The organism is Streptomyces sp. NBC_00820 (assembly GCF_036347055.1).
Taxonomy (GTDB): domain Bacteria; phylum Actinomycetota; class Actinomycetes; order Streptomycetales; family Streptomycetaceae; genus Streptomyces.
The window spans coordinates 3,148,142-3,170,639 of sequence record NZ_CP108882.1 but is presented as its reverse complement, the minus strand read 5'-3'; the positions used below and the strand labels follow the sequence as shown (position 1 = coordinate 3,170,639).

The window sequence follows — 22,498 nt, the reverse complement described above, 5'->3', positions numbered from 1 at the left end:
GTGGGGGAACGGAAAAGGGGCGAAGTTCCACGGCTTCGACTTAGGTTAGCCTAACCTAAGTCGAAGATCATGGAACTTCGCCCCTCCCCCGAAAAAGACGACCCCGGCAGTCTCGGCCGGGGTCGTCGAAGGGGGCCGCAAGGGTCAGAAGAAGCCTCAGCTCACCTTCTTCGCCTTCTCCAGGGCCTCGGCCAGGTTGTCGAGCAGTGGCACGCACTTGTCGTACGACAGGATCGGCTCGGGGGAGCGGGCGATGACCTGGCCCGCCTTCACCGCGGGCAGCTTCTTCCAGGTCGCCTTGGTGATATCGGCGGGCTGGATCGCCGAGGAGCGGTCGTCCATCATGATGATGTCGGCCTTGTACTTGTCGACGTTCTCCCAGCTCAGCGACTCGTACCAACCGCCGCCCTGCTTCTTGGCGCTCTCCGGCGGCTCGACGAAGTTGACGCCGAGGGCCTTGAAGTACTCCAGGTCGACGGAGAGGTCGCTGCCGGAGACGTAGAAGAGCTGGTCGCTGGCGGAGCCGACCAGCACCTTGATGCCGGGCCTGGCCTTGGCGGCGGCGCGCAGCCGGGCGGCCGCGGCCTCGAACCGCTTCTTGGCGTCCGTCACCTTGGCGGCCTTCATGTCGCCGCCGAGCGACTCGGCCAGCTCCCACATGCGCTGCAGCGGCTGGGTGAGCTGCCGGTCGTAGACGGAGATGCCGACGCTGGGGGCGAGTTGGGAGATCTTCTTCTTCGACTCGTCCGGGACGTACCAGAGGGTGCCGGCGCTGTCGAACATCGTGGAGACGAGCAGGTCCGGCGCGAGGGACGCGTACTTCTCGATGTTGAACTGGCCCCAGGTGTTGCCGAGGATCGTCACCTTGCTGATGTCCATGTCGCCGGCCTGGACATCGGGCTTGCCCGCGGTGGTCTTCGTCGGACCGAAGACGCCCTTGACCTGGACGCCGTAGTCGTGGAGCGCGGCCGCGACACCCGTGAACGCGACGATGTCCGCCGGGACCTTGTCCAGCTTCACGAGCGTGCCGCGGTCGTCCTTGAAGCTCCAGGGACCGGACGTGCCGGCCTTCCCCTGTGCCCCGGAGTCACCGCTTGTGCCCTTGTCGTTGCCGCAGGCGGCGAGCGCTACGCCGAGTCCGATGGCGCCGCCCGCGGCGAGCAGGCCGCGGCGGGTGGGGTGGGTGGCACGGGCGTGGGGCATGGCTGTGACTGCTTTCGAACGGGGCGAAGCGCCCGCCGGACAAGGTCGAAGATAGGTTAGCCTAACCTCAGAGACTGTCCAGGGGGTGGATCGTCCCGGCGGCCCCGGGCCCTGGTCAGAACTGGTAGTTCGTGACCATGGCGTTGCCGAAGACGTCGTAGACGGACGCGTATCCCTGCTTCGAGTCCTTCCAGGAGGCGAACGCCTTGACGATCGCGCCGGCCGCCGCCTGAGGGTCCGTCACCTGGGTCTTCCCGCCGTTGATGTCGGTGGAGATGTAGGCGTTGCCCGTCTGCTCGTTCCACTCGCCGATGATGCGGTCCACGCGGGCGGCGGCGGCCTTCTGCTGTGCGGTGCCGTTCTTCTCGACCCAGGAACGGAATTCCCGGGCGTTCTTCTTCGACTGCGCCTTGTCCGTGTCGACGGGCAGCTTCTCCACGACCCCGATCTTGTCCGGCTTCGCGGTGTCCTTGACGGAACAGGCGGTGGTCCCGGCGGCCAGGACGGCTCCGAGCGCGAGAACTGCGGCGATATGGGGGGTGCGGTTCACGGGGGTCTCCATCGGATACGAGGGTCTGACGGGTGGGGTCACGGTACCGGCACCCCGGTTTCGGGATGCCGGTACGGCTGGAATGCGCGCGCTCAGAACTTGATGGCGTCGGCCCGGTCGTTCCAGCTGCCGCCGTAGGTGTAATCGATGCTCTTGAAGTCCGGGTAAAGGCTGTAGCCGGCGCCCAGGAAAAGGTGCGGATCCGGCAGGCCCGAGCGGAAGTCGTACACCTCCACACCGCGCTGCGGCCGGTTCACGAAAGCGGAGCTGGCCTTGTCCCGGAACGACGGCGAATACTGGTCCAGATGGCGGGTCTTGGCCTCCGGATAGGTCGGCCACTGCAGGCGCCGGCCCGAGTAGTTCGCGTCCTGCCACAGGCACACGTAGGAATCGGGGCAGTCCGAGTACCTCTGGGCGGCCACCGCGGCCTTCGCCTGCGTGCGGTTCGCCAGCGCCTGCTTCGCACCGGCCCGGGCCTGAGCCGTGGGCGCGTGGGCGGCCAGGTACGCGTTGGACTCGGTGTCGTTGTCGAAGCACCGCATGGTGCCGTCCTCCGACGCCTCGACGCAGATGTTCGCGCCGCTCCAGTCCGACGCGGGGTCGATCTTCGCCCCCTTGTAGTACACGTCCACCTTGTCGGTGGCACCCGGAGCCGTCTCGACTTCCGCCTCCTGATCCGGAGTGAGCACCCCCGTCACGACATCGGCCGGATGACCGGGCTCGTCGGCGGCGAGCGACGGAGCGGCGGTCGCACCCGCGAGTGTCAGGGAACCGACGGCCGCGACGGCCAGCATGGTGCGTATGCGCATATGAATACCCCCTGGTGTCAGTTGACGCACAGCGGGAAAGGGGGCATGTCGACGCGTCCGGGGGATCGACGGATGGTCGAATCACGTGGACGGAAACGCGGCGAGCGCAAAAGGCTCCGCCGATGGTGGGGCGGTGACCTTGAAGTCCATCGGCGAAAGCCGGAACCGCGCTGCATGCGCGGGCCGCGCCCATGGGATATCGCGCACAGCGAGATCTCCCCCATTTCCCCTTCCGTACCTGCGGATTCCCCGTGGTCAGCGGGAAAGTACGGACAGGTGTTCGGAAGTGGGGCGGAATCTAGCATGTGTGCCAACTCGTCGGCAATCAAAGCTGGTTGAAGCATGGCTGCGGCGTGGCTGACGTCTGAGTGACGTCTCACCGAGGGCTGGCTGAGGGCTGGTGGGACCGGCCGGAAACGCAGGGAGGGGGCGACGGCGTACGACGACGCCCCGCCCCCTCCCTCATGGGAACCGGATCAGCCGGTCAGCCCCAACTCCCGCGCGATCAGCATCCGCTGCACCTCGCTCGTGCCCTCGCCGATCTCCAGGATCTTGGAGTCGCGCCACATGCGGGCCACCGGGTACTCGTTCATGAAGCCGTAGCCGCCGTGGATCTGGGTGGCGTCGCGGGCGTTGTCCACGGCGACCGTGGACGAGTAGAGCTTGGCGATCGCCGCCTCCTTCTTGAAGGGCTCGCCCGCGACCAGGCGGGAGGCCGCGTCGCGCCAGGCGAGGCGGGAGGTGTGGGCCTTCATCTCCATGTCCGCGAGCTTGAACTGGATGGCCTGGTTGGAACCGATCGGACGGCCGAAGGCGTGGCGCTCCTTCGCGTACTTCACCGACTCGTCCACGCAGCCCTGCGCCAGCCCGGTGCCCAGCGCCGCGATGGCGATGCGGCCCTCGTCGAGGATGCGCAGGAACTGCGCGTAGCCCCGGCCCTCCTCGCCCAGAAGGTTCGCGGCGGGCACCCGGACGTCCTGGAAGGACAGTTCACGGGTGTCGGAGGCGTTCCAGCCGACCTTGGAGTAGGGCGCGGCGACCGTGAAGCCGGGGGTGCCCGACGGGACGATGATCGAGGAGATCAGCGGCTTGCCGTCCGGCTTGCGGCCGGTGACCGCGGTGACCGTCACCAGGCCTGTGATGTCGGTGCCCGAGTTGGTGATGAAGCACTTGGTGCCGTTGATGACCCATTCGTTCGTGTCCGGGTCCAGGCGGGCCGTGGTGCGGGTCGCCCCGGCGTCGCTGCCGCCGTCCGGCTCGGTGAGGCCGAAGGCGCCCAGGATCTCGCCCGCGCACAGCCGGGGCAGCCACTCGCGCTTCTGCTCCTCGGTGCCGAACAGGTGGATCGGCATGGCGCCCAGGGAGACCCCGGCCTCCAGGGTGATCGCCACGGACGAGTCGACGCGGGCCAGCTCCTCCAGGGCGATGCCGAGGGCCAGGTAGTCGCCGCCCATGCCGCCGTACTCCTCGGGGAACGGCAGTCCGAACAGGCCCATCCGGCCCATCTCGCTCACGATCTCGTACGGGAACTCGTGCCGCTCGTAGAAGTCGCCGATCTTCGGCGCCACGACGTCGTGCGCGAACTCCTCCACCGTACGGCGGAGTTCCTCCAGCTCGGGGCTGAGGCGGTGGTCCATGCTGATCACTTGTCCTTGTGGGTCTGTGTCGTGCTACCGAGTGCGCGGACGGTGCGGGACGGGCTCGGACGGCCCAGCTGTTCGGCCATCCACACGCTGGTGGCGGTCAGACGGCCCAGGTCGACCCCTGTCTCGATGCCGAGTCCGTGCAGCATCCAAACGAGGTCTTCGGTGGCGAGGTTGCCGGTGGCGGACTTCGCGTACGGGCAGCCGCCGAGGCCGCCGGCGGACGCGTCGACCGTGGTCACCCCGTGCTCCAGGGCCGCGTAGGTGTTCGCGAGTGCCTGGCCGTAGGTGTCGTGGAAGTGCACGCCGAGCACGTTCGTCGGCAGGCCCTCCTCGTTCAGCAGCGCGAGCAGCTCCAGGACGTGGCCCGGGGTCGCGACCCCGATGGTGTCGCCGAGGCTCAGCTCGTCGCAGCCCATGTCACGCAGCGCCCCGCAGACGCGGACCGCCTGGTGGAGGGGGACCGCCCCCTCCCAGGGGTCGCCGAAGCACATGGAGACGTACCCGCGGACATGCGCGCCCGCGTCCTTCGCCTGCCGCACCACCGGCTCGAACACGGCCAGCGACTCGTCCACCGTGCGGTTGAGGTTGGCCTTCGCGAAGGACTCGGTGGCGCTGGCGAACACGGCGATCCGGCGCGCGCCGAGCGCCAGCGCCCGGTCCAGGCCCCTCTGGTTGGGGACCAGTACGGGCAGTTCGACGCCGTCCAGACCGGAGACGAGCGGGAACAGCTCCTCGGCGTCGGCCAGCTGGGGCACCCACTTGGGGTGCACGAAGCTGGTCGCCTCGATGGTGGTCAGGCCCGCGTCGGCCAGGCGGCGGACGAACTCCGCCTTCACCGCCGTCGGTACGGCCGTCTTCTCGTTCTGCAGCCCGTCGCGCGCGCCGACCTCGTGGATCCGCACCCGGGCGGGCAGATCCTGGGCCGGTACGACCATGGGCAGTCCGTCGGCGCTCACTCCGCCGCCTCCTTGGGTGCGATGACGGCCAGCACCTGGTCCATGGCGACCGTCGTGCCCGACGTGACGTCCAGCTCGGTGACCGTGCCGGCGTGCGGGGCGGAGATGACGTGCTCCATCTTCATCGCCTCGACCACCAGCAGGCTCTGCCCGGCGGTCACCTCGTCCCCCACGGCCACCTTCACCACGGTCACCGTGCCGGGCATCGGCGCGGTGAGCGAGTCGGCGCCCGCGTGCTTGGAGCCGGTGAGGGAGGCGGCCACCGGATCGTGGTCGCGCACCTGCCACGCGTCGCCGTCGCGGCCGATCCAGTCACCGGCCCGGTGGAAGGTGTGCCGGACCCCGTCGAGGGTGACGGAGACCCGGTCCTCGGTGACGGTGGCCCCTCCCCGGCTCACGCGGACGACGGGATCGCAGCCCGGTACGCGCAGCGGGAAGGACACCGGCTTCGGCGTGCCGCCCAGGCGCCAGCCGCCCGGCACCGAGAAGGGGTCGGTCCAGCCCTCGGAGCGGGGCCGCAGCCCCTCCAGCCGTACGGCCGCCGCCGCCTCGTACACCTCCTCCGGCACCTCCGTGGACACCAGCTCGTCCACCACCCGCTCCACCAGCCCGGTGTCCAGCTCGCCGGCCACCACCGCCGGATGCGCCAGCAGCCGCCGCAGGAAGCCCGCGTTGGTCGGCACGCCCAGCGTGACGGTCCCGGCGAGCGCGGCCCGGAGCCTGCGCAGCGCGGTCTCCCGGTCGGGGCCGTACGCGATCACCTTGGACAGCATCGGGTCGTACAGACTTCCCACCTCGGTGCCCTCGCTGAGCCCGGAGTCGGTGCGGACGCCGTCGCCCTGGGGTTCGTCGAGCAGCAGGACCGTGCCGCCGGAGGGGAGGAACCCGCGCGCGCCCTCTTTGACGGACACGGTCTCCGCGCAGATACGCGCCTCGACGGCGTGGCCGGTGAGCCGGACGTCCTCCTGGGCGAACGGCAGCGGCTCGCCCGCCGCCACCCGCAGCTGCCACTCCACCAGGTCCAGCCCGGTGACGAGTTCGGTGACCGGGTGCTCCACCTGGAGACGGGTGTTCATCTCCATGAAGTAGTACGACGAGGGGTCGTTGCCCGGCACGATGAACTCCACCGTGCCCGCGCCCCGGTAGCCGCAGCTGCGGGCCGCCTGCACGGCCGCCTCGCCCATCGCGGCCCGGGTCTCCTCGTCGAGGAGCACGCTGGGCGCCTCCTCGATGATCTTCTGGTGGCGCCGCTGGAGCGAGCACTCGCGCTCGCCGAGGTGGACCACGCCCCCGTGGCCGTCGGCCAGCACCTGGATCTCGATGTGCCGGGGCCGGTCGACCCACCGCTCCACGAGCAGCGTGTCGTCACCGAAGGAGGCGCGGGCCTCGCGGCGGGCGGCCGCGATCTCCTCCTCCAGCACGCTCACGTCCCGCACCAGCCGCATGCCCTTGCCGCCACCGCCTGCGGAGGGCTTGAGCAGCACCGGAGTGCCGATCTCCCGGGCGGCCTCAGCCAGTTGGGCATCGGTGAGCCCGCTGCCGCTGGAGCCCGGCACGACCGGCACCCCGGCCGCCTTCACCGTCTCCTTGGCGCGGATCTTGTCGCCCATCAACGCGATGGCGTCCGCCGACGGGCCGATGAACACCAGCCCCGCCTCCTCGCACGCGCGCGCGAAGCCCGCGTTCTCGGCGAGGAAGCCGTACCCGGGATGGACGGCCTGGGCGCCGGTGCGGGCGGCGGCCTCCAGCAGCCGCTCCACCGACAGATAGCTCTCGGCGGCCGGAGCCGGACCGATCCGTACCGCCGTGTCGGCCTCCCGGACGTGCCGCGCGTCGGCGTCGGCGTCGGAGAAGACCGCCACCGAGCGCACGCCCAGCGAGCGCAGCGTACGGATGACGCGTACGGCGATCTCACCCCGGTTGGCCACCAGCACTGTGTCGAACACGGTTCCCCTCCTCACATCCGGAAGACGCCGAACTGGGGCTCTCCCAGTGGCGCGTTGGCGCAGGCCGTCAGGGCGAGTCCGAGCACCTGACGGGTTTCGAGCGGGTCGATCACGCCGTCGTCCCACAGACGGGCGGTGGCGTAGTAGGCGTTGCCCTGGCGCTCGTACTGCGCGCGGACGGGCGCCTTGAAGGCGTCCTCGTCCTCGGCCGACCAGGACTCCCCCCGGCCCTCCAGCTGGTCGCGCTTGACGGTGGCGAGCACCGAGGCGGCCTGCTCGCCGCCCATGACGGAGATCTTGGCGTTGGGCCACATCCACAGGAAGCGGGGGGAGTAGGCCCGGCCGCACATGGAGTAGTTGCCGGCGCCGTACGAACCGCCGACCACCACCGTCAGCTTGGGCACGCGCGTGCAGGCGACGGCCGTGACCATCTTGGCGCCGTGCTTGGCGATGCCACCGGCCTCGTAGTCCTTGCCGACCATGAAGCCGGAGATGTTCTGCAGGAACACCAGCGGGATGCCGCGCTGGTCGCACAGCTCGATGAAGTGGGCGCCCTTCTGGGCGGACTCGCCGAACAGGATGCCGTTGTTGGCGACGATCCCGACCGGGTGGCCGTGGATCCGGGCGAAGCCGGTGATCAGCGTCTGCCCGTACTCGCTCTTGAACTCGGCGAACCGGGAGCCGTCCACCACGCGCGCGATGACCTCGCGGACGTCGTAGGGGGTGCGGGAGTCGACCGGGACGGCGCCGTACAGCCCGTACGGGTCCACCTTCGGCTCCACGACCGGCGTGACCTCCCAGGGCAGCGGCTGCCGGGCCGGGAGCGTGGCGACGATGTTCCGGACGATCCGCAGGGCGTGCGCGTCGTCCTCGGCGAGGTGGTCGGTGACGCCCGAGACGCGGGAGTGCACCTCGCCGCCGCCCAGCTCCTCCGCCGTGACGACCTCACCGGTGGCCGCCTTCACCAGCGGCGGACCGCCGAGGAAGATCGTCCCCTGGTTGCGGACGATCACGGCCTCGTCGCTCATGGCGGGCACGTACGCCCCGCCCGCCGTGCACGAGCCGAGCACGGCCGCGATCTGCGGAATCCCGGCGCCGGACATCCGGGCCTGGTTGTAGAAGATCCGCCCGAAGTGCTCGCGGTCGGGGAACACCTCGTCCTGCATGGGCAGGAAGGCTCCGCCGGAGTCCACGAGGTAGACGCACGGCAGCCGGTTGTCGAGGGCCACCTCCTGCGCGCGCAGGTGCTTCTTCACCGTCATCGGGTAGTACGTGCCGCCCTTGACGGTGGCGTCGTTGGCGACGATCACGCACTCGCGCCCGCTGACCCGCCCGATACCGGCGATCACGCCGGCGGCCGGGGCCTGCCCGTCGTACATCCCGTCGGCCGCGAGGGGGGCCAGCTCCAGGAACGGCGAGCCGGGGTCGAGCAGTGTGTCCACCCTGTCCCGCGGCAGCAGCTTGCCGCGGGCGGTGTGCCGGGCCCGCGCCCGCTCGCCGCCGCCGAGCGCCGCCGCGGCCAGCTTGCCGCGCAGCTCCTCGGTGAGAGCGAGGTGGGCCTGTTCATTGGCCTGCCAGGCCTCCGACGCGGGATCAGCCGCGCTCGTCAGCTCCGGTGCCTCGTGCATCCTGCGGTCCCCTCACCCAGTGGTCGTACTGTTAATGAGCGTTAACCATTTCCTTCAGGTTAACGACCGCTAACCTCCCTGTCTAGAATTACTGGCATGGTCACCAGAACCGACGCCCCCACCCGGCGCGAGCAGATCCTCAAGGAGGCCGCCCGCCTCTTCGCCGAGCGGGGCTTCCACGGCGTGGGGGTCGACGAGATAGGGGCGGCCGTCGGCATCAGCGGCCCCGGCCTCTACCGCCACTTCCCCGGCAAGGACGCGATGCTCGCCGAACTGCTGGTCGGCATCAGCGGCCAGCTCCTCACCGGCGCGAAGCGCCGCCTGGCGGAGGCCGACGGCGACAGCGGCGCCCCGGCGGTCCTGGACTCGCTCATCGAGGGCCACATCGACTTCGCCCTGGACGACCGCCCCCTGATCACCCTCCACGACCGCGAGCTGGACCGGCTGCGCGACACCGACCGCAAGCTGGTGCGCCAGCTCCAGCGGCAGTACGTGGAGCTGTGGGTGGAGGTGGTCCGCGAGGTCTACCCGGCGCTCACCGAACCGGCCGCCCGCTCGGCGGTCCACTCGGTCTTCGGCCTGCTGAACTCCACCCCCCACCTGGGCCGCGCGGGCACGCTTCCCGGTCGCGGCACCACGGCGGCGTTGCTGCACCGGATGGCACGGGGGGCGTTCGCGGCGGTGGGGGAGACCGAGGGCTGAGTCGAATCGGTCCCGTGAGCCCGGTGCCAGAGCTTCACCCCAGTACGCTGCGGCCGTGGAGTACGCCAAGATGCGCGCGATCGCCGAGGAGCTCGGGGCTTACGCCGAGCGGCTCGAAGGTTCCTGGACCGTCGAGATCGGGCCGTCGGGGCCGATCCTGGCCATGACGTGTCACCCGATGCGGCACGCGGGCGCGATCCACCGCATTCGCAACCAGCTGGACGAGCAGCTGCTCACCACGCACCCCGGTTACGTCTGCGCGAGCGGCCCCGAGATCGAAGCCCCGGCACTCGGCCGCATGCGCCACCCTGACGCGGTCGTCATCCCCGAGGGAGTGCTCGATGAGGAGGGCGTCGCCGTCGATGCGACGCAGGTACTCGCGGTGGTCGAGATCGTCTCGCCGTCCAACCCGAACAACGACTACATCGAGAAGCTGGCCGACTACCCGGCCATGGGCATCGAGCACTACCTGATCGTCGACCCCCGCACCGGCACCGTCGAGGTCCACTCCGACCCGTGCAAGGGCCGCTACGCCCGCAAGGACGCGTACATCTACGGGGACACGGTGCCGTTCGGCCCCTGGACCGTGGACACCTCGGAGTTCCGCCGTTACGGCACGGCCGGGGACCGGAAGTGACCGCCTGGAAGATCTGTTCACGCAGGTCAGCGGCGTGATCTTATTCCCCCCCTGTGCGAATGAAGGGGGGTTCCGCGGTGATCGACGCGGACAGGGGAGTCGTGGGTGCGGGCGTTCTGCGGGGGATGCGGGCGGTGGTGGCGCTCGCCGCGGTGGGGGTGCTGACGGCCGCGGCGGGGGGTGACCGGTCGGGGGGCTACGCCCAGGGACACGCGCTCGCCCGCACGGGCAACGAGATCGGCTTCGACCACGCGCGGGTCGGTGACGAGTACTGGGCGAGTCTGCCGTGCGCGACCAATGACAGCGGGGAGCCCCTGACGATTCTGCGCACCCGCGTGCTCCAGGTGCCCGCCGGCCTGAAGGTGGTGCGCTACGGCGTCCTCACCGCCGAGGAGACGGGCGGCCACGGTTTCGTCCTCTCCGGCGACGAAGCCCTTCGCCGGGCGGGTGAGCCCCGGCCCCGTCCCGAACGGCCGGTCCCGGTGTCGCGTCACGCCCTCGCGAAGACCTGTTCCCTCGTCCGCGTCAGAGTGACCGGCCACGTCCGCGACACGCTCTCCGGCTACCGCGTCTGGTACCGCCAAGGAGCCGTGGAATACCGCCAGGACCTCGACTGGGACATCGAACTCCGGCTCGCGACGGACCCCGGCGAGGAGTCCGGCTGACCTCCCGGCGTGACGAGCGTTACCACCGAACCCCCCTGGACGGGTTTCCCTACTCGCCGGTACGCTCGGTATGAGCAAGCGCTTAGACATAGCGATGTCAGGTCGAGGTACGGAGGTGGCGGCGGTGCGCCGTACGGTGTTCAACGAGGACCACGAGGCGTTCCGGGAGACCCTCCGGGCCTTCATCGAGGCCGAGGTCGTCCCCGTCTACGACGAGTGGTTCGCCGCGGGCCAGGCGCCGCGCGACTTCTACTACAAGCTCGCCGAGCTGGGCGTCTTCGGCATCCGTGTCGACGAGGAGTTCGGCGGCGCCGGCATCGAGTCGTACAAGTTCGAAGCCGTGATGTACGAGGAGACGGCCCGCGCGGGCGTCCAGTTCGGCGGCTCCGGCGTGCACGTGCTGCTCGGCCTGCCGTACATCAAGATGCTCGCCACCGACGAGCAGAAGAAGCGCTTCCTGCCGAAGTTCGTCTCCGGTGAGGAGATGTGGGCCCTCGCGATGACCGAGCCGGGCACCGGCTCCGACCTCGCGGGCATGAAGACCACCGCCAAGCTCTCCGAGGACGGCACGCACTACGTCCTCAACGGCGCCAAGACCTTCATCACCGGCGGCGTCCACGCCGACCGCGTGATCGTCTGCGCCCGCACCTCCGCGCCCACCGCCGAGGACCGCCGCTTCGGCATCTCCCTCTTCGCCGTGGACACCAAGTCCGAGGGCTACTCCGTCGGCCGCAAGCTCGACAAGCTCGGCCTGAAGACCTCCGACACCGCCGAGCTGGCGTTCGTCGATGTCAAGGTGCCCGTCGAGGACCTCCTCGGCGAGGAGAACAAGGGCTTCTACTACCTCGGCCACAACCTCGCCTCCGAGCGCTGGGGCATCGCCTTCGGCGCCTACGCGCAGGCCAAGGCGGCCGTCCGGTTCGCCAAGGAGTACGTGCAGGAGCGCACCGTCTTCGGCAAGACCGTCGCCTCCTTCCAGAACACCAAGTTCGAGCTGGCCGCCTGCCAGGCCGAGGTGGACGCGGCCGAGGCCGTCGCCGACCGCGCCCTGGAGGCCCTGGACGCCGGTGAGCTGACCCCCGCCGAGGCCGCCAGCGCCAAGCTGTTCTGCACCGAGGTCGCACACCGCGTCATCGACCGCTGCCTCCAGCTGCACGGCGGCTACGGCTTCATGAACGAGTACCCGATCGCCCGCCTGTACGCGGACAACCGCGTCAACCGCATCTACGGCGGTACCAGCGAGATCATGAAGACGATCATCGCCAAGGACATGGGTCTGTAAGGTTCCGGCAATCGCTGCCCGGTACAACTGACGCCATGAGCCAGGCACTTCAGGACCTCCTCGATCTGCTCGACCTCGAGCAGATCGAGGAGGACATCTTCCGCGGCCAGTCCCGCTCCGCCGTCGTCCCGCGCGTCTTCGGCGGGCAGGTCGCGGCGCAGGCGCTGGTCGCCGCCGGGCGGACGGTCCCCGCGGACCGTCCCGCCCACTCCCTGCACGCGTACTTCCTGCGCACGGGCGACCCCGGCGCGCCGATCGTCTACAACGTCGACCGCATCCGTGACGGGCGCTCCTTCACCACCCGCCGCGTGGTCGCCGTCCAGCACGGCAAGCCGATCTTCCACCTCTCCGCGTCCTTCCAGACGTACGAGGAGGGGCTGGACCACCAGGCGCCCATGCCGGCCTCGCCCGACCCGGCCGGCCTGCCCACCTCGCAGGACCGGCTGCGCGGCTACGACCACCTCGACGCCGCCGTCGTCGAGCGCTTCCTGGAGGCCCGCGAGGCGATCGACCTGCGCTACGTGGACGAGCCGCCGTACGGGAAGTTCGGTGAGCCACGCGAGCCGCACTCGCAGGTGTGGTTCCGCAGCAACGGCAAGCTCGCCGACGACCCCCTGCTGCACGTCGTCCTCGCCACCTACGTCTCCGACATGACCCTCCTCGACTCCGTGCTGCTCGCACACGGGCGCGGCGGCTGGGCCGTGGGGGACGTCGTGGGGGCCTCCCTGGACCATGCGATGTGGTTCCACCGGCCCTTCCGCGCCGACGAATGGCTGCTGTACGACCAGGAGTCACCGTCCGCCTACGGCGGCCGCGGCCTCGGTCAGGCCCGCATCTACACCCAGGACGGGCGGCTCGCCATCTCGGTGATCCAGGAAGGCGTGGTCCGCGTTCCCCGCCGCTGACGCCGGACCGGGCCCGGACACCTTCCGGCGCCCGTGTTCCGCGGCCCTCGCTCGAAGTGACGAGTGACGCATGGGGTACTAGGCTCTATGAGTGAAAGCCGCAACGCACGGTATGCAGGACCGACGAGGCTCCGGACCCCTCGGACCTCAGCCGCAGCGCCCGGTTGCGTGAGCGCGCACGGGCGGCTAGCAGGCGTCGGTGGCATGCGACGTGCCACTCAAGTTGCGGTGAAACCTGAAGACCGCGCCGCACTCTTCCTTCTTTGGTCGCGGCGACGGCCATCACCTCGCGGACTCCGTCGGAGCCGCGAGAGACGATGGAGATGGAAGGTATTCCCCATGCGATCACAGCGCACAAGGCGTCTTGTCGCGATGTCCGCTGCAGGATTCCTGCTGGCAGGAGGAGCTGCGCTCGGCGCGGCGGGCACCGCGTCGGCGGCCCCGTCCCACAACAGCCACAGCTCTAGCAGCTGGAACGGCGGCTGCGGGCACCACAACAACTGGTGGAACGACGACGACGGCTACGGCTACGGCTATGGCTACGGCGGCGGCCACGGCGGCCACGGCGGCCACGGCGGCTACGGTCACGGAGACCACGGCGGCTATGGCGGCCACGGTGGCTACGGCGGCGGTCACGGCGGCGGCGGCCACGGTGGTGGCGGCCACGGCGGCGGCGGTCACGGTGGTGGCGGCGGCCACGGCGGTGGCGGCGGTCACGGAGGCGGTGGCGGTGGAGGCCACTGAGCAGAGCACAACAACCTGAGTGCGAGGGGCGGTCCCGTCGGGGCCGCCCCCCGCGCGTGTCAGTGCCTCACACCAGGCCCGCCTCGGCCAGCAGGTACGCCGTCATCGGGTCGTAGTGGCGGGGCGTGACCACGTGGTCGTCGAGCGGCACCACGACCTGGAGGGTGCCCTCGGACTCGGCGAGGAACAGCGCCGGGTCGTTGCAGTCGGCGTACCCGACCGAGTCGACGCCGTGCTGGCCCGCGTATCCGGCCCAGCCGTGGTCGGCCACGACGAGGTCCGGCAGCGCGTGCCCCGCGCGCTCCAGCCCCGTCAGGACGGCCCGCATCGGCTCGCCGGAGTGGGTGTGCCACAGGGTCGCCCCGTGCTCCAGGACGGCCACGTCCGCGAACTGCATGACGTAACCCTCGTCCGTCTGCAGCCCGTCCGGGATGACGACGATCTCGCAGCCGGCGGCGCGCAGCGCGGCGGCCGTGGCCCGGTGCACGTCCAGCAGACCGCCGGGGTGACCGGTGGCGAACAGCACCCGCTGCCGGCCGTCGGCCGCCTTGCGCAGCCGAAGGGCCATCCGCTCCAGCGCGTCCACGGTCAGCTCGGGGTCGATGGTGTCCTGCCCGTACCGGTACTCCGGATCGTCGTTGACGCCGACCCGCTCGGCCATCACCGCGAGCACGTCCTGCTCGTCGGCCCAGCGGTCGCCCAGTTCCAGGCCGAGCCAGAAGTTGCGGACACCGTTGGCGAGTTGACGGTAGTGGGAGAGGTTGTTCTCGCGGGGCGTGGCGACGTCGCCCGCGATACGGGTCCTCACCAGGTGGTCGACGAGCTGGGCGCGGCTGGGTGTCCCGGGTATCGGCATGCCTCCCATTGTGAGGCAGCGGACGGTGCGCGTCGTCGGATTGTCACACCCCGGTGGGCGGGGTCATCTGCCGTACGGGTCACTCCTGTACGGGTACTCCCGTACGGGTCACTTCCGTAGGGGTTACTCCCGTACGGGTCACCCGCCGTACGGGTCGCCCGCCGTACGGGTCACCCGCCGCGCGGGGCCCCGGGCGTGTGGGCCGCCCGGGACGGCGGGGTGCCCTCAGTGCTGTCGCAGCGCGAACCACAGCTCCATCCGCACGTCCGGGTCGTCCAGGTCCGCCTCCAGCAGCGCGGCGCAACGGGCGATCCGCTGTCGCACGGTGTTGCGGTGCACGTCCAGCGCCACCGCCGTACGGTCCCAACTGCCGTGCAGGGACAGCCAGGTGCGCAGGGTCTCGGCGAGCGCGGGACCGGCCGCGAGCGGCGCGAGCAACGCGCGCGCGTGCGCCTCGGCGTCCGCCCGCGGCACCAGGTCCTCCAGCCCCGGCCGGGCGCCGTGCCGGACCAGCGAGGCGCGGGTCGCCCGCGCGCGGGCCAGCGCGCGGGCCGCCTGCGCGTCGGCGACCGGCCACTCGTGCGGGCCGGCGGCCGCGCTCACCCCGAGCGTCCAGCCCGGCTGCGTGGCGGGCTCCCGCTCGGCGGGCACCAGCACCCGTACGACGTCCCGCCCGAGGTCGACCAGCGGCGAGCCCAGCGCCGCACCGAGCGCGGAGGCGCCCATCGCGTCGGGCGCCCGCCCCTCGGGCCGCGCGTGAACGACGATCCACCGCGCCGGCGCCGATTCCCTCTCCCCTCCCAGCAGCGGTGCGACCTCCTCCGGAGCCGCCCCGAGCAGCAGCCGCACCAGCGCGGAGGCACGGGCCGCCCCGGCCCCGCTCTGCTGCTCGCCGGTGAGCAGCGACAGCAGCACGGCGGCGACGGACGCGATGGTGTGGTCCCCGGGCTCGCGCCGCTGCGCGGCCACCCCGAGCACGAAACCCCCGCCCGCGCCGAGGGCGTAGGCGGCCAGGTGGCTGCCGCCGAGGGTGTCGGTGGCGGAGGTGGGCGTGGGGGAGAGCGGCCGGGCGCCGGAGGCGGGAGCGGGGGTGCCCAGGGAGGCGGGTGAGGTGGGTGAGGTGGGTGAGGTGAGGGAGGGGGACGTGGCGGGGGCGGGCCGGGTGCCGGCCGGGGCCGTCTCCGGGTCGCGGTGCGCGGCGGCTGCCGTGCGGTCGCCCGGCCGGGCCGCGTGGTCCGCCGGGGGTGCGGTGCGGCCGGGGAGCCGACCTCCGTGGTCCGCCGGGGGTGCCGTACGGCCGGGGAGTCGACCCCCGTGGTCCGCGGGGGGTGCCGTACGGCCGGGGAGCCGACCTCCGTGGTCCGCCGTCGGCGTCGTGCGGCCCGGGAGCCGTACCCCCTGGTCGGCCGGGGGCGCGCCCCGGCGCGTGGGCCGCACCACGTCCGCCAGCTTCGCCAGCGCCTCCCGCACCCCCTCCGCCGGCTCCCGGCCCGCCGCCGCGAGTTCGGTGCCGTCGGGGCCGTACAGGACCGCGCGGCCGGTGACCCGCTGGGCGAGCTGGCGGAGCACGGACGGGACCGGGTCGGGGCGGGAGGCGGCGGAGGCCAGGCTCTGCTGCGCGTCCGTGACGCGGCGCAGTTCGGCGAGGCGGGCCTGCGCCATCAGCTGCCAGACCGCGCGGGCCACACCGGAGAAGGTCGTCTGCGGCGGGACCTCCAGGAGGGGGAGGCCGTAGGTGTCGCAGGCGGCGACCAGCGCGTGCGGGACCGTGTCGTGCACGGGGGCCACGCCGAAGCCGAGGGCGGCACCACCGGCGGCCACGATGCGGGAGACGTAGCCGTCGAAGTACTCCTCCAGGCTCCCGGCCCCGCCCGTGCCGGTGCCGGTGCCCGCGTCCGGCCCCGTCGCCCGGGGCACGTGCACCCCCGCGGTCAGCAGCAGCTCGCCGCCCAGCAGGTACGGGTAGGGGTCGGCCATCTCCGAGGTGTGCACCCAGTGGATCGCGGTGTCCGGGTCCGAGGGGCCAGCGATCTGCCGCAGCGCCAGGTCCTCCCGGGCCAGCAGCGCCGCCAGCGGGACCGGGGGTGTCGGCGGGACGGCGGGGGTGTTCGTCTCCGGCATGGTGTGCGTTTCCTCCACTCCACCCCGTTCATATGGATGAAACGTACACTTCGCAGTCGCTTTCCGGCCACCTAATCTCAGGTCAGCACGGCAGCCGCGGGTACGGGCGGATGTCCCCGCGATCAGCTGCCGGCGCGTCCCCACGACTCTGCACGACACGCCACCGACCCTGCGCCGAAGGAGGGCCCCACCCATGGCCGTCGACTACACAGTGATCGTCGTCTATCTCGCCGGGATGCTGGCGATGGGCTGGTGGGGCATGCGCCGCGCCAAGTCGAAGAGCGAGTTCCTGGTGGCCGGGCGGCGCCTCGGGCCCTCCATGTACTCCGGCACCATGGCCGCCATCGTCCTCGGCGGCGCGTCCACCATCGGCGGCGTGGGCCTCGGCTACCAGTACGGCCTCTCCGGCGCCTGGATGGTCTTCACCATCGGCCTCGGCCTGCTGGCCCTGTCGGTCTTCTTCTCCGCCCGCATCGCGCGCCTGAAGGTCTACACCGTCTCCGAGATGCTGGACCTGCGCTACGGCGGCCGGGCCGGCGTCATCTCCGGCCTGGTCATGTGGGCGTACACCCTCATGCTCGCGGTCACCTCGACCATCGCCTACGCCACGATCTTCGACGTCCTGTTCGACATGAACCGCACTGTCGCGATCATCCTCGGCGGCTCGATCGTCGTCGCGTACTCGACGCTGGGCGGCATGTGGTCGATCACCCTGACCGACATGGTGCAGTTCGTCGTCAAGACGATCGGCGTGCTCCTGCTCCTGCTGCCCATCGCCGTGGTCAAGGCGGGCGGCTTCTCCGCGATGAAGGCCAAGCTGCCGACCGAGTACTTCGACCCGCTGGGCATCGGCGGCGAGACGATCTTCACGTACGTGCTGATCTACACCTTCGGCATGCTGATCGGCCAGGACATCTGGCAGCGCGTGTTCACCGCCCGCAGCGACAAGGTCGCCCGGATCGGCGGCACGGTCGCCGGCACCTACTGCCTGGCCTACGCCCTCGCCGGCGCCGTCATCGGCACGGCGGCCAAGGTCCTCTACCCCAAGCTGGCCAGCCCCGACGACGCGTTCGCCACCATCGTCAAGGACGAACTGCCCATCGGCGTCCGGGGCCTGGTGCTGGCCGCCGCCCTCGCCGCCGTCATGTCGACCTCCTCCGGCGCCCTGATCGCCTGCGCCACCGTCGCCAACAACGACATCTGGTCCCGGCTGCGGGGGATCGTCAAGGGCGGGTCCGAGGAACACGACGAGGTCAAGGGCAACCGGCTCTTCATCCTGATCATGGGCATAGCGGTGATCGGCACCGCGATCGCGCTGAACAACGTCATCGAGGCCCTGACCGTCGCCTACAACCTCCTCGTCGCCGGCCTGCTCGTGCCCATCCTCGGCGGCCTGCTGTGGAAGCGCGGCACCGTGCAGGGCGCGCTGGCCTCGGTGATCGTCGGCGGTCTCGCCGTGATCGGCCTGATGGCGGGCTACGGCATCCTCGCCAACGAGCCCGTCTACTACGGCCTTCTGGCCTCCCTCGCCGCCTACGTGGTGGTGTCCCTGGCCACCAAGCCCACCGACGAGCGTGTCCTCGCCATCTGGCGCGAGCGACTCGCCGGACGGTCCCCCGAACCCGTCTCCGACGAACCGGTACCGGCTCACCAGTAGAGTCGTATGAAAAGCAGTGCATGCGCGAGGAAGCGCAAGAAAGAAGGCATTTCAGCATGAGCGGCAACGAGACGCCCCGCGGCCCCGTCGACTCCTCCCGCGTCCCGCGGTACGCCGGCCCCGCGACCTTCGCCCGGCTGCCCCGGCTGGACGAGGTCGGCACCGCCGACGTCGCCGTCGTGGGCGTGCCGTTCGACTCGGGCGTCTCGTACCGGCCGGGCGCCCGCTTCGGCGGCAACGCCATCCGCGAGGCGTCCCGGCTGCTGCGCCCCTACAACCCCGCGCAGGACGCCTCTCCCTTCGCCCTCGCGCAGGTCGCGGACGCCGGCGACATCGCGGCGAACCCGTTCAACATCAACGAGGCCGTCGAGACCATCGAGGCCGCCGCCGACGACCTGCTCGGCACCGGCGCCCGCCTGATGACCCTGGGCGGCGACCACACCATCGCGCTGCCGCTGCTGCGCTCGGTGGCGAAGAAGCACGGCCCCGTCGCCCTGCTCCACTTCGACGCCCACCTGGACACCTGGGACACCTACTTCGGCGCGGAGTACACGCACGGCACGCCGTTCCGCCGCGCGGTCGAGGAGGGCATCCTCGACACCTCCGCCCTCTCCCACGTCGGTACCCGCGGCCCGCTGTACGGCAAGCAGGACCTCACCGACGACGAGAAGATGGGCTTCGGTATCGTCACCTCCGCGGACGTCTACCGCCGCGGCGCCGACGAGGTCGCCGACCAGCTGCGCCAGCGCATCGGCGACCGCCCCCTCTACATCTCCATCGACATCGACTGCCTGGACCCGGCCCACGCGCCCGGCACCGGCACGCCCGAGGCGGGCGGCATGACCTCCCGCGAGCTGCTGGAGATCCTGCGCGGCCTCGCCTCCTGCAACCTCGTCTCGGCGGACGTCGTGGAGGTCGCCCCGGCCTACGACCACGCCGAGATCACCTCGGTGGCCGCCTCCCACACGGCCTACGAACTGACCACCATCATGAGCCGCCAGATCGCGGCGGCCCGGAAGGACGCGTAAGCGACGTGACGCACGACCACGACCTGGTACTCCGCCCGACGCAGGCGCAGATCTCGGCGGCCCTGAACACTCCGTCCGGCCGCAACGGCGGAGACCTGGTCGTGGAGACCCTGGCCGGACTGGGCGCGACGACCGTCTTCGGGCTCCCCGGCCAGCACGCGCTGGGCATGTTCGACGCCCTGCGCCGCTCGACGCTCCGCTATGTCGGCCTGCGCGTGGAGAACAACGCGGGCTTCGCGGCGGACGCGTACGGCCGGATCACCGGTGAGGCGGCCCCGCTGCTGCTCTCGACGGGCCCGGGCGCGCTGACCTCGCTGGCCGCGCTCCAGGAGGCGGCCTCCGCCTCTGCCCCCGTCCTGGCGATCAGCAGCCAGATCCCGACGGCCGGCCTGGGCGGCGGCCGCCACGGCTACCTCCACGAACTCCCGGACCAGTCCGCCTCGTTCCGTGGCGTGGTGAAGTCCGTCCACACCGTCCGCACCCAGTCGCAGATCCCCTCCGCGATCGCGGAGGCCTGGAAGTCGGCGCTGACGGCACCGCACGGCCCGGTGTGGGTGGAGATCCCACAGGACGTGCTGCTGTCCGAGACGTCGCTGCCGGTGGTGACGGCGATGGACGCGACGCCGGAGGACCTGGTTCCGCGCCCCGAACTCACGGCGGTGGCGGCCGACCTGCTGTCCCGCGCCGAGCGCCCGGCGATCATCGCGGGCGGCGGGGTCGTACGCTCCGACGCCTCGGGCAAGCTGGTGGCGCTCGCCGAGAAGCTCCAGGCCCCCGTGGTGACGACCTTCGGCGGCAAGGGCGCCTTCCCCTGGGAGCACCCCCTCTCCCTGCAGTCCTGGCTGGAGGACCGCCACACGACGGACTTCCTGGAGGACGCGGACGTCCTGCTGGTCGTCGGCTCGGGCCTGGGCGAACTCTCCTCGAACTACCACACGTTCAAGCCGCGCGGCCGGGTCATCCAGATCGAGGCCGACCTCGGCAAGCTGGAGTCCAACCACCCGGCCCTCGGCATCCACGCGGACGCCCGCCTGGCCCTCCAGGCCCTGCTGGAGACGGCGGAGGAGCGCGAGGACGAGACGGCCGCGGAGCGGGTGCGCGATGTTCTCGCGAAGGTGGGGGACCGCATCGCGAGCCAGGAACTCACCCTGGAACAGAACGTGCTGGCCGCGGTCCGCCGCGCCCTGCCGCCGACCTCCCCCTCCTTCTGGGACATGACGATCCTGGCCTACTGGGCCTGGTCGGCCTTCGACCCCCAGGGCGAGAACACCATGCACTCCGCCCAGGGCGCCGGCGGCCTCGGCTACGGCTTCCCGGCGGCCCTCGGCGCGGCGGTCGCCGACCCGACCCGCCCGGTCCTCGCGGTCTCCGGCGACGGCGGCGCGCTGTACTCGATCGCCGAGCTGGCGACGGCCAGGCAGTACGACCTGAACGTCACCTGGCTGATCATCGACGACGGCGGCTACGGCATCCTCCGCGAGTACATGACGGACGCCTTCGGCCAGGCCACGGCCACGGAACTGACCCGCCCGGACTACGTGGCCCTCGCCGAGTCCTTCGGCGTCCCCGGCGTCCGTACGACCCCGGAGACCCTGGAGGCGGACCTGTCGAAGGCCCTGTCCTCCCCCGGCCCGTCGGTGGTCGTACTCCCGGCCCTGCTGCGGATGTTCGCGCCGACTCACCTGGGCTGAGCACCGTCCGGCAAGGCGACCTCCGCCCAGGTCGCCTTGCCGATCCCGTACCGGCGAGGACAGCAGCCCCAGCGGGCGGCGAGGGCCTCGATGATCGCGAGACCGCGCCCCTGCTCGTCCTCGCCGTCCGCCTTCCGCACGTTCGGACGGGTGTCGTCGGCATCCGCGACTTCCACGCGCAGCCGTCCGCCGTACCATGCGACACGCACGCCGATGTCCCGTCCGGGCGGCGTCCGGGCGTGCCGCACGGAGTTGCTCACCAGTTCCGAGAGCAGGAGCTCGGCGGTGCAGGCGGTGTCGTCGTCCACCTTCCACTCGGTGAGCTGCGTGCGCAGGAGTCCGCGGGCGCGGTGCGCGCTCCTTGCCGTGCGGGGCAGTAGCCACTGGGCTTCTGCCGTGCCGGAGGTGACGGACTCGGACGGTGGGGTATCGGCTGACACCAGGACCTCCGGGAGGCGGGAGCGACTGTCGAGCTGCATCTCTAGAGATGTAGTGAAGCGGCTGCCGGACGGGTGGGCAATGCCTCTCTAGAGATGTGAGCGGAACTGCTCGAATGCAGCGCCATTCGGCTGCGGGTCGGCGACCTCTGATGCCTAGGATGTCTAGAGATGATCGGAGGAGAGGTCTGGATGAGCGGCCAGGACGCGGGGCGGCAGCCCAAGTACCAGCGCATCGCGGCTGAGCTGCGGGCGGCCATCGACGCCGGTGACTACGGTCCGGGTGACCGGCTGCCCGGTGAGAACGACCTCATGGCGGCCCATGGAGTGGCCCGGATGACCGCTCGTCAGGCTCTGGGCGTCCTCCAGGCGGAAGGGATCGTCGAGGCGCGCAAGGGTGCCGGAGTGTTCGTCCGTGACTTCAGGCCGATCCGGCGACGGGGCATCGAGCGACTCGCGCACGCGGGCTGGGGTGCGGGCCGCTCGGTCTGGGCGACCGACACGACCGGACGTGAACTCGCCGTCGACTCGGTCGCGGTGGCCGAGGAAGAGCCTCCGTCGGCGGTCGCGGCCGTCCTGGACCTGGCGGAGGGAGCGCGGGCGTGTGTCCGCCGCCGGCGTTACGTCCTCGACGGCAAGCCGGTGCTGCTCTCCGCCTCCTATCTGCGCGCCGATCTGGCCGCGGGCACACCGATCGCCCAGCCGGACACGGGCCCGGGCGGTATCTACGCACGGTTGGCGGAGCTGGGCCGGGGGCCGGTCCGCTTCCGGGAGGAGATCCGCTCACGCATGCCGAGTGCCGACGAGACGGAGCAGTTGTCGCTGCCGACTGGCGTGCCGGTGATGCTGATGGCTCGTACGGCCTACGACGCCGAGGGGGTCCCAGTCGAGGTGAACGAGATGGTGCTCGACTCGTCGGCGTACGTGCTGGAGTACGACTTCGAGGCGTGAGCCACGTCCGGCTCGCGGGATCGAGGGGCGACATGTGGACGCGCCCCGTTCGGGCCGGGGCCGGCGGGCTCCCGGCCCGGAAGC

The 22,498-nt window shown here is 71.3% G+C and carries 20 protein-coding genes; 10 read left to right on the top strand and 10 right to left on the bottom strand.

From position 1 onward, the window contains the following. Window positions 1–156: 156 nt before the first annotated feature. From OIB37_RS14380 to OIB37_RS14350, 7 genes are all read right to left on the bottom strand, one after another. Window positions 157–1,203, bottom strand: coding sequence for an ABC transporter substrate-binding protein (locus OIB37_RS14380; RefSeq protein ID WP_330457984.1), 1,047 nt, complete (start codon window positions 1,201–1,203; stop codon window positions 157–159). A 115-nt stretch (window positions 1,204–1,318) separates the two neighbouring features. Further along, window positions 1,319–1,753: a hypothetical protein gene (locus tag OIB37_RS14375; protein WP_330457983.1), complete on the bottom strand. Its 435-nt coding sequence runs from the start codon at window positions 1,751–1,753 to the stop codon at window positions 1,319–1,321. 92 nt (window positions 1,754–1,845) lie between these two features. Beyond that, a complete protein-coding gene (locus OIB37_RS14370) occupies window positions 1,846–2,562 on the bottom strand; it encodes a peptidase inhibitor family I36 protein (protein WP_330457982.1) in 717 nt (238 codons plus the stop codon). 476 nt (window positions 2,563–3,038) lie between these two features. Next, window positions 3,039–4,199 carry an acyl-CoA dehydrogenase family protein gene (locus OIB37_RS14365; RefSeq protein WP_330457981.1) on the bottom strand — a complete coding sequence of 387 codons (1,161 nt, stop codon included), beginning with the start codon at window positions 4,197–4,199 and terminating at the stop codon, window positions 3,039–3,041. A gap of 5 nt (window positions 4,200–4,204) precedes the next feature. After that, complete coding sequence (locus OIB37_RS14360; protein WP_330457980.1) at window positions 4,205–5,164, bottom strand: hydroxymethylglutaryl-CoA lyase; 960 nt, start codon at window positions 5,162–5,164, stop codon at window positions 4,205–4,207. Further along, on the bottom strand, window positions 5,161–7,110 hold the full coding sequence (locus OIB37_RS14355; protein ID WP_330457979.1) for an acetyl/propionyl/methylcrotonyl-CoA carboxylase subunit alpha: 1,950 nt from the start codon (window positions 7,108–7,110) through the stop codon (window positions 5,161–5,163). Before OIB37_RS14355 ends, OIB37_RS14360 begins: the two co-directional genes overlap by 4 nt. An 11-nt stretch (window positions 7,111–7,121) precedes the next feature. Continuing rightward, the gene (locus OIB37_RS14350) at window positions 7,122–8,738 is read right to left on the bottom strand and encodes a carboxyl transferase domain-containing protein (RefSeq protein WP_330457978.1); all 1,617 of its coding nucleotides are present in this window, start codon (window positions 8,736–8,738) and stop codon (window positions 7,122–7,124) included. Between the two features lie 96 nt (window positions 8,739–8,834). Here OIB37_RS14350 and OIB37_RS14345 point away from each other — a divergent pair, with 96 nt between their 5' ends. From OIB37_RS14345 to OIB37_RS14320, 6 genes are all read left to right on the top strand, one after another. After that, window positions 8,835–9,440, top strand: coding sequence for an SACE_7040 family transcriptional regulator (locus OIB37_RS14345; RefSeq protein WP_330457977.1), 606 nt, complete (start codon window positions 8,835–8,837; stop codon window positions 9,438–9,440). A 55-nt stretch (window positions 9,441–9,495) separates the two neighbouring features. After that, on the top strand, window positions 9,496–10,077 hold the full coding sequence (locus tag OIB37_RS14340; RefSeq protein ID WP_330457976.1) for a Uma2 family endonuclease: 582 nt from the start codon (window positions 9,496–9,498) through the stop codon (window positions 10,075–10,077). A 77-nt stretch (window positions 10,078–10,154) separates the two neighbouring features. Continuing rightward, window positions 10,155–10,742 (top strand): hypothetical protein, encoded by a 588-nt coding sequence (locus OIB37_RS14335; RefSeq protein WP_330457975.1) that lies wholly within the window; start codon window positions 10,155–10,157, stop codon window positions 10,740–10,742. A gap of 124 nt (window positions 10,743–10,866) precedes the next feature. Further along, complete coding sequence (locus OIB37_RS14330) at window positions 10,867–12,024, top strand: acyl-CoA dehydrogenase family protein (protein ID WP_330461851.1); 1,158 nt, start codon at window positions 10,867–10,869, stop codon at window positions 12,022–12,024. Window positions 12,025–12,059: 35 nt separating this feature from the next. Then, complete coding sequence (locus OIB37_RS14325; protein WP_330457974.1) at window positions 12,060–12,929, top strand: acyl-CoA thioesterase; 870 nt, start codon at window positions 12,060–12,062, stop codon at window positions 12,927–12,929. Window positions 12,930–13,301: 372 nt separating this feature from the next. Continuing rightward, window positions 13,302–13,673: a hypothetical protein gene (locus OIB37_RS14320; protein WP_330457973.1), complete on the top strand. Its 372-nt coding sequence runs from the start codon at window positions 13,302–13,304 to the stop codon at window positions 13,671–13,673. Window positions 13,674–13,740: 67 nt separating this feature from the next. On the opposite strand, the gene OIB37_RS14315 is transcribed toward OIB37_RS14320, so the two are convergent. Together OIB37_RS14315 and OIB37_RS14310 are read right to left on the bottom strand one after the other, a co-directional pair. After that, the gene (locus tag OIB37_RS14315) at window positions 13,741–14,529 is read right to left on the bottom strand and encodes a phosphatase (protein ID WP_330457972.1); all 789 of its coding nucleotides are present in this window, start codon (window positions 14,527–14,529) and stop codon (window positions 13,741–13,743) included. 225 nt (window positions 14,530–14,754) lie between these two features. After that, window positions 14,755–16,650, bottom strand: coding sequence for a helix-turn-helix domain-containing protein (locus OIB37_RS14310; protein ID WP_330457971.1), 1,896 nt, complete (start codon window positions 16,648–16,650; stop codon window positions 14,755–14,757). Between the two features lie 193 nt (window positions 16,651–16,843). On the opposite strand from OIB37_RS14310, the gene OIB37_RS14305 reads away from it, so the two are divergent. Genes OIB37_RS14305 through OIB37_RS14295 form a run of 3 tightly spaced genes read left to right on the top strand, consistent with a single transcriptional unit; the run spans window position 16,844 to window position 21,026 of the window. Further along, window positions 16,844–18,307 (top strand): sodium:solute symporter, encoded by a 1,464-nt coding sequence (locus OIB37_RS14305; RefSeq protein WP_330457970.1) that lies wholly within the window; start codon window positions 16,844–16,846, stop codon window positions 18,305–18,307. A 56-nt stretch (window positions 18,308–18,363) separates the two neighbouring features. Continuing rightward, window positions 18,364–19,335, top strand: a complete 972-nt coding sequence (gene speB / locus OIB37_RS14300) for an agmatinase (protein WP_330457969.1) — start codon at window positions 18,364–18,366, stop codon at window positions 19,333–19,335. A gap of 5 nt (window positions 19,336–19,340) precedes the next feature. Further along, complete coding sequence (locus OIB37_RS14295) at window positions 19,341–21,026, top strand: thiamine pyrophosphate-binding protein (protein WP_330457968.1); 1,686 nt, start codon at window positions 19,341–19,343, stop codon at window positions 21,024–21,026. Here the strand turns inward: OIB37_RS14295 and OIB37_RS14290 are convergent. Beyond that, a complete protein-coding gene (locus OIB37_RS14290; RefSeq protein ID WP_330457967.1) occupies window positions 21,014–21,505 on the bottom strand; it encodes an ATP-binding protein in 492 nt (163 codons plus the stop codon). The genes OIB37_RS14295 and OIB37_RS14290 overlap by 13 nt on opposite strands. A 150-nt stretch (window positions 21,506–21,655) precedes the next feature. Between OIB37_RS14290 and OIB37_RS14285 the strand changes: the two genes are divergently transcribed. Next, window positions 21,656–22,414 carry a GntR family transcriptional regulator gene (locus tag OIB37_RS14285; RefSeq protein ID WP_330461850.1) on the top strand — a complete coding sequence of 253 codons (759 nt, stop codon included), beginning with the start codon at window positions 21,656–21,658 and terminating at the stop codon, window positions 22,412–22,414. Window positions 22,415–22,498: the final 84 nt, after the last annotated feature.

Excerpts from the sequence above, each read along its gene's own strand:
- OIB37_RS14380 (WP_330457984.1), bottom strand. The coding sequence starts at position 1,203 with ATGCCCCACGCCCGTGCCACCCACCCCACCCGCCGCGGCCTGCTCGCC.
- OIB37_RS14370 (WP_330457982.1), bottom strand. The coding sequence starts at position 2,562 with ATGCGCATACGCACCATGCTGGCCGTCGCGGCCGTCGGTTCCCTGACA.
- OIB37_RS14365 (WP_330457981.1), bottom strand. The coding sequence starts at position 4,199 with ATGGACCACCGCCTCAGCCCCGAGCTGGAGGAACTCCGCCGTACGGTG.
- OIB37_RS14350 (WP_330457978.1), bottom strand. The coding sequence starts at position 8,738 with ATGCACGAGGCACCGGAGCTGACGAGCGCGGCTGATCCCGCGTCGGAG.
- OIB37_RS14345 (WP_330457977.1), top strand. The coding sequence starts at position 8,835 with ATGGTCACCAGAACCGACGCCCCCACCCGGCGCGAGCAGATCCTCAAG.
- OIB37_RS14325 (WP_330457974.1), top strand. The coding sequence starts at position 12,060 with ATGAGCCAGGCACTTCAGGACCTCCTCGATCTGCTCGACCTCGAGCAG.
- OIB37_RS14320 (WP_330457973.1), top strand. The coding sequence starts at position 13,302 with ATGTCCGCTGCAGGATTCCTGCTGGCAGGAGGAGCTGCGCTCGGCGCG.
- OIB37_RS14315 (WP_330457972.1), bottom strand. The coding sequence starts at position 14,529 with ATGCCGATACCCGGGACACCCAGCCGCGCCCAGCTCGTCGACCACCTG.
- OIB37_RS14310 (WP_330457971.1), bottom strand. The coding sequence starts at position 16,650 with ATGCCGGAGACGAACACCCCCGCCGTCCCGCCGACACCCCCGGTCCCG.
- OIB37_RS14305 (WP_330457970.1), top strand. The coding sequence starts at position 16,844 with ATGGCCGTCGACTACACAGTGATCGTCGTCTATCTCGCCGGGATGCTG.
- speB (WP_330457969.1), top strand. The coding sequence starts at position 18,364 with ATGAGCGGCAACGAGACGCCCCGCGGCCCCGTCGACTCCTCCCGCGTC.
- OIB37_RS14290 (WP_330457967.1), bottom strand. The coding sequence starts at position 21,505 with ATGCAGCTCGACAGTCGCTCCCGCCTCCCGGAGGTCCTGGTGTCAGCC.
- OIB37_RS14285 (WP_330461850.1), top strand. The coding sequence starts at position 21,656 with ATGAGCGGCCAGGACGCGGGGCGGCAGCCCAAGTACCAGCGCATCGCG.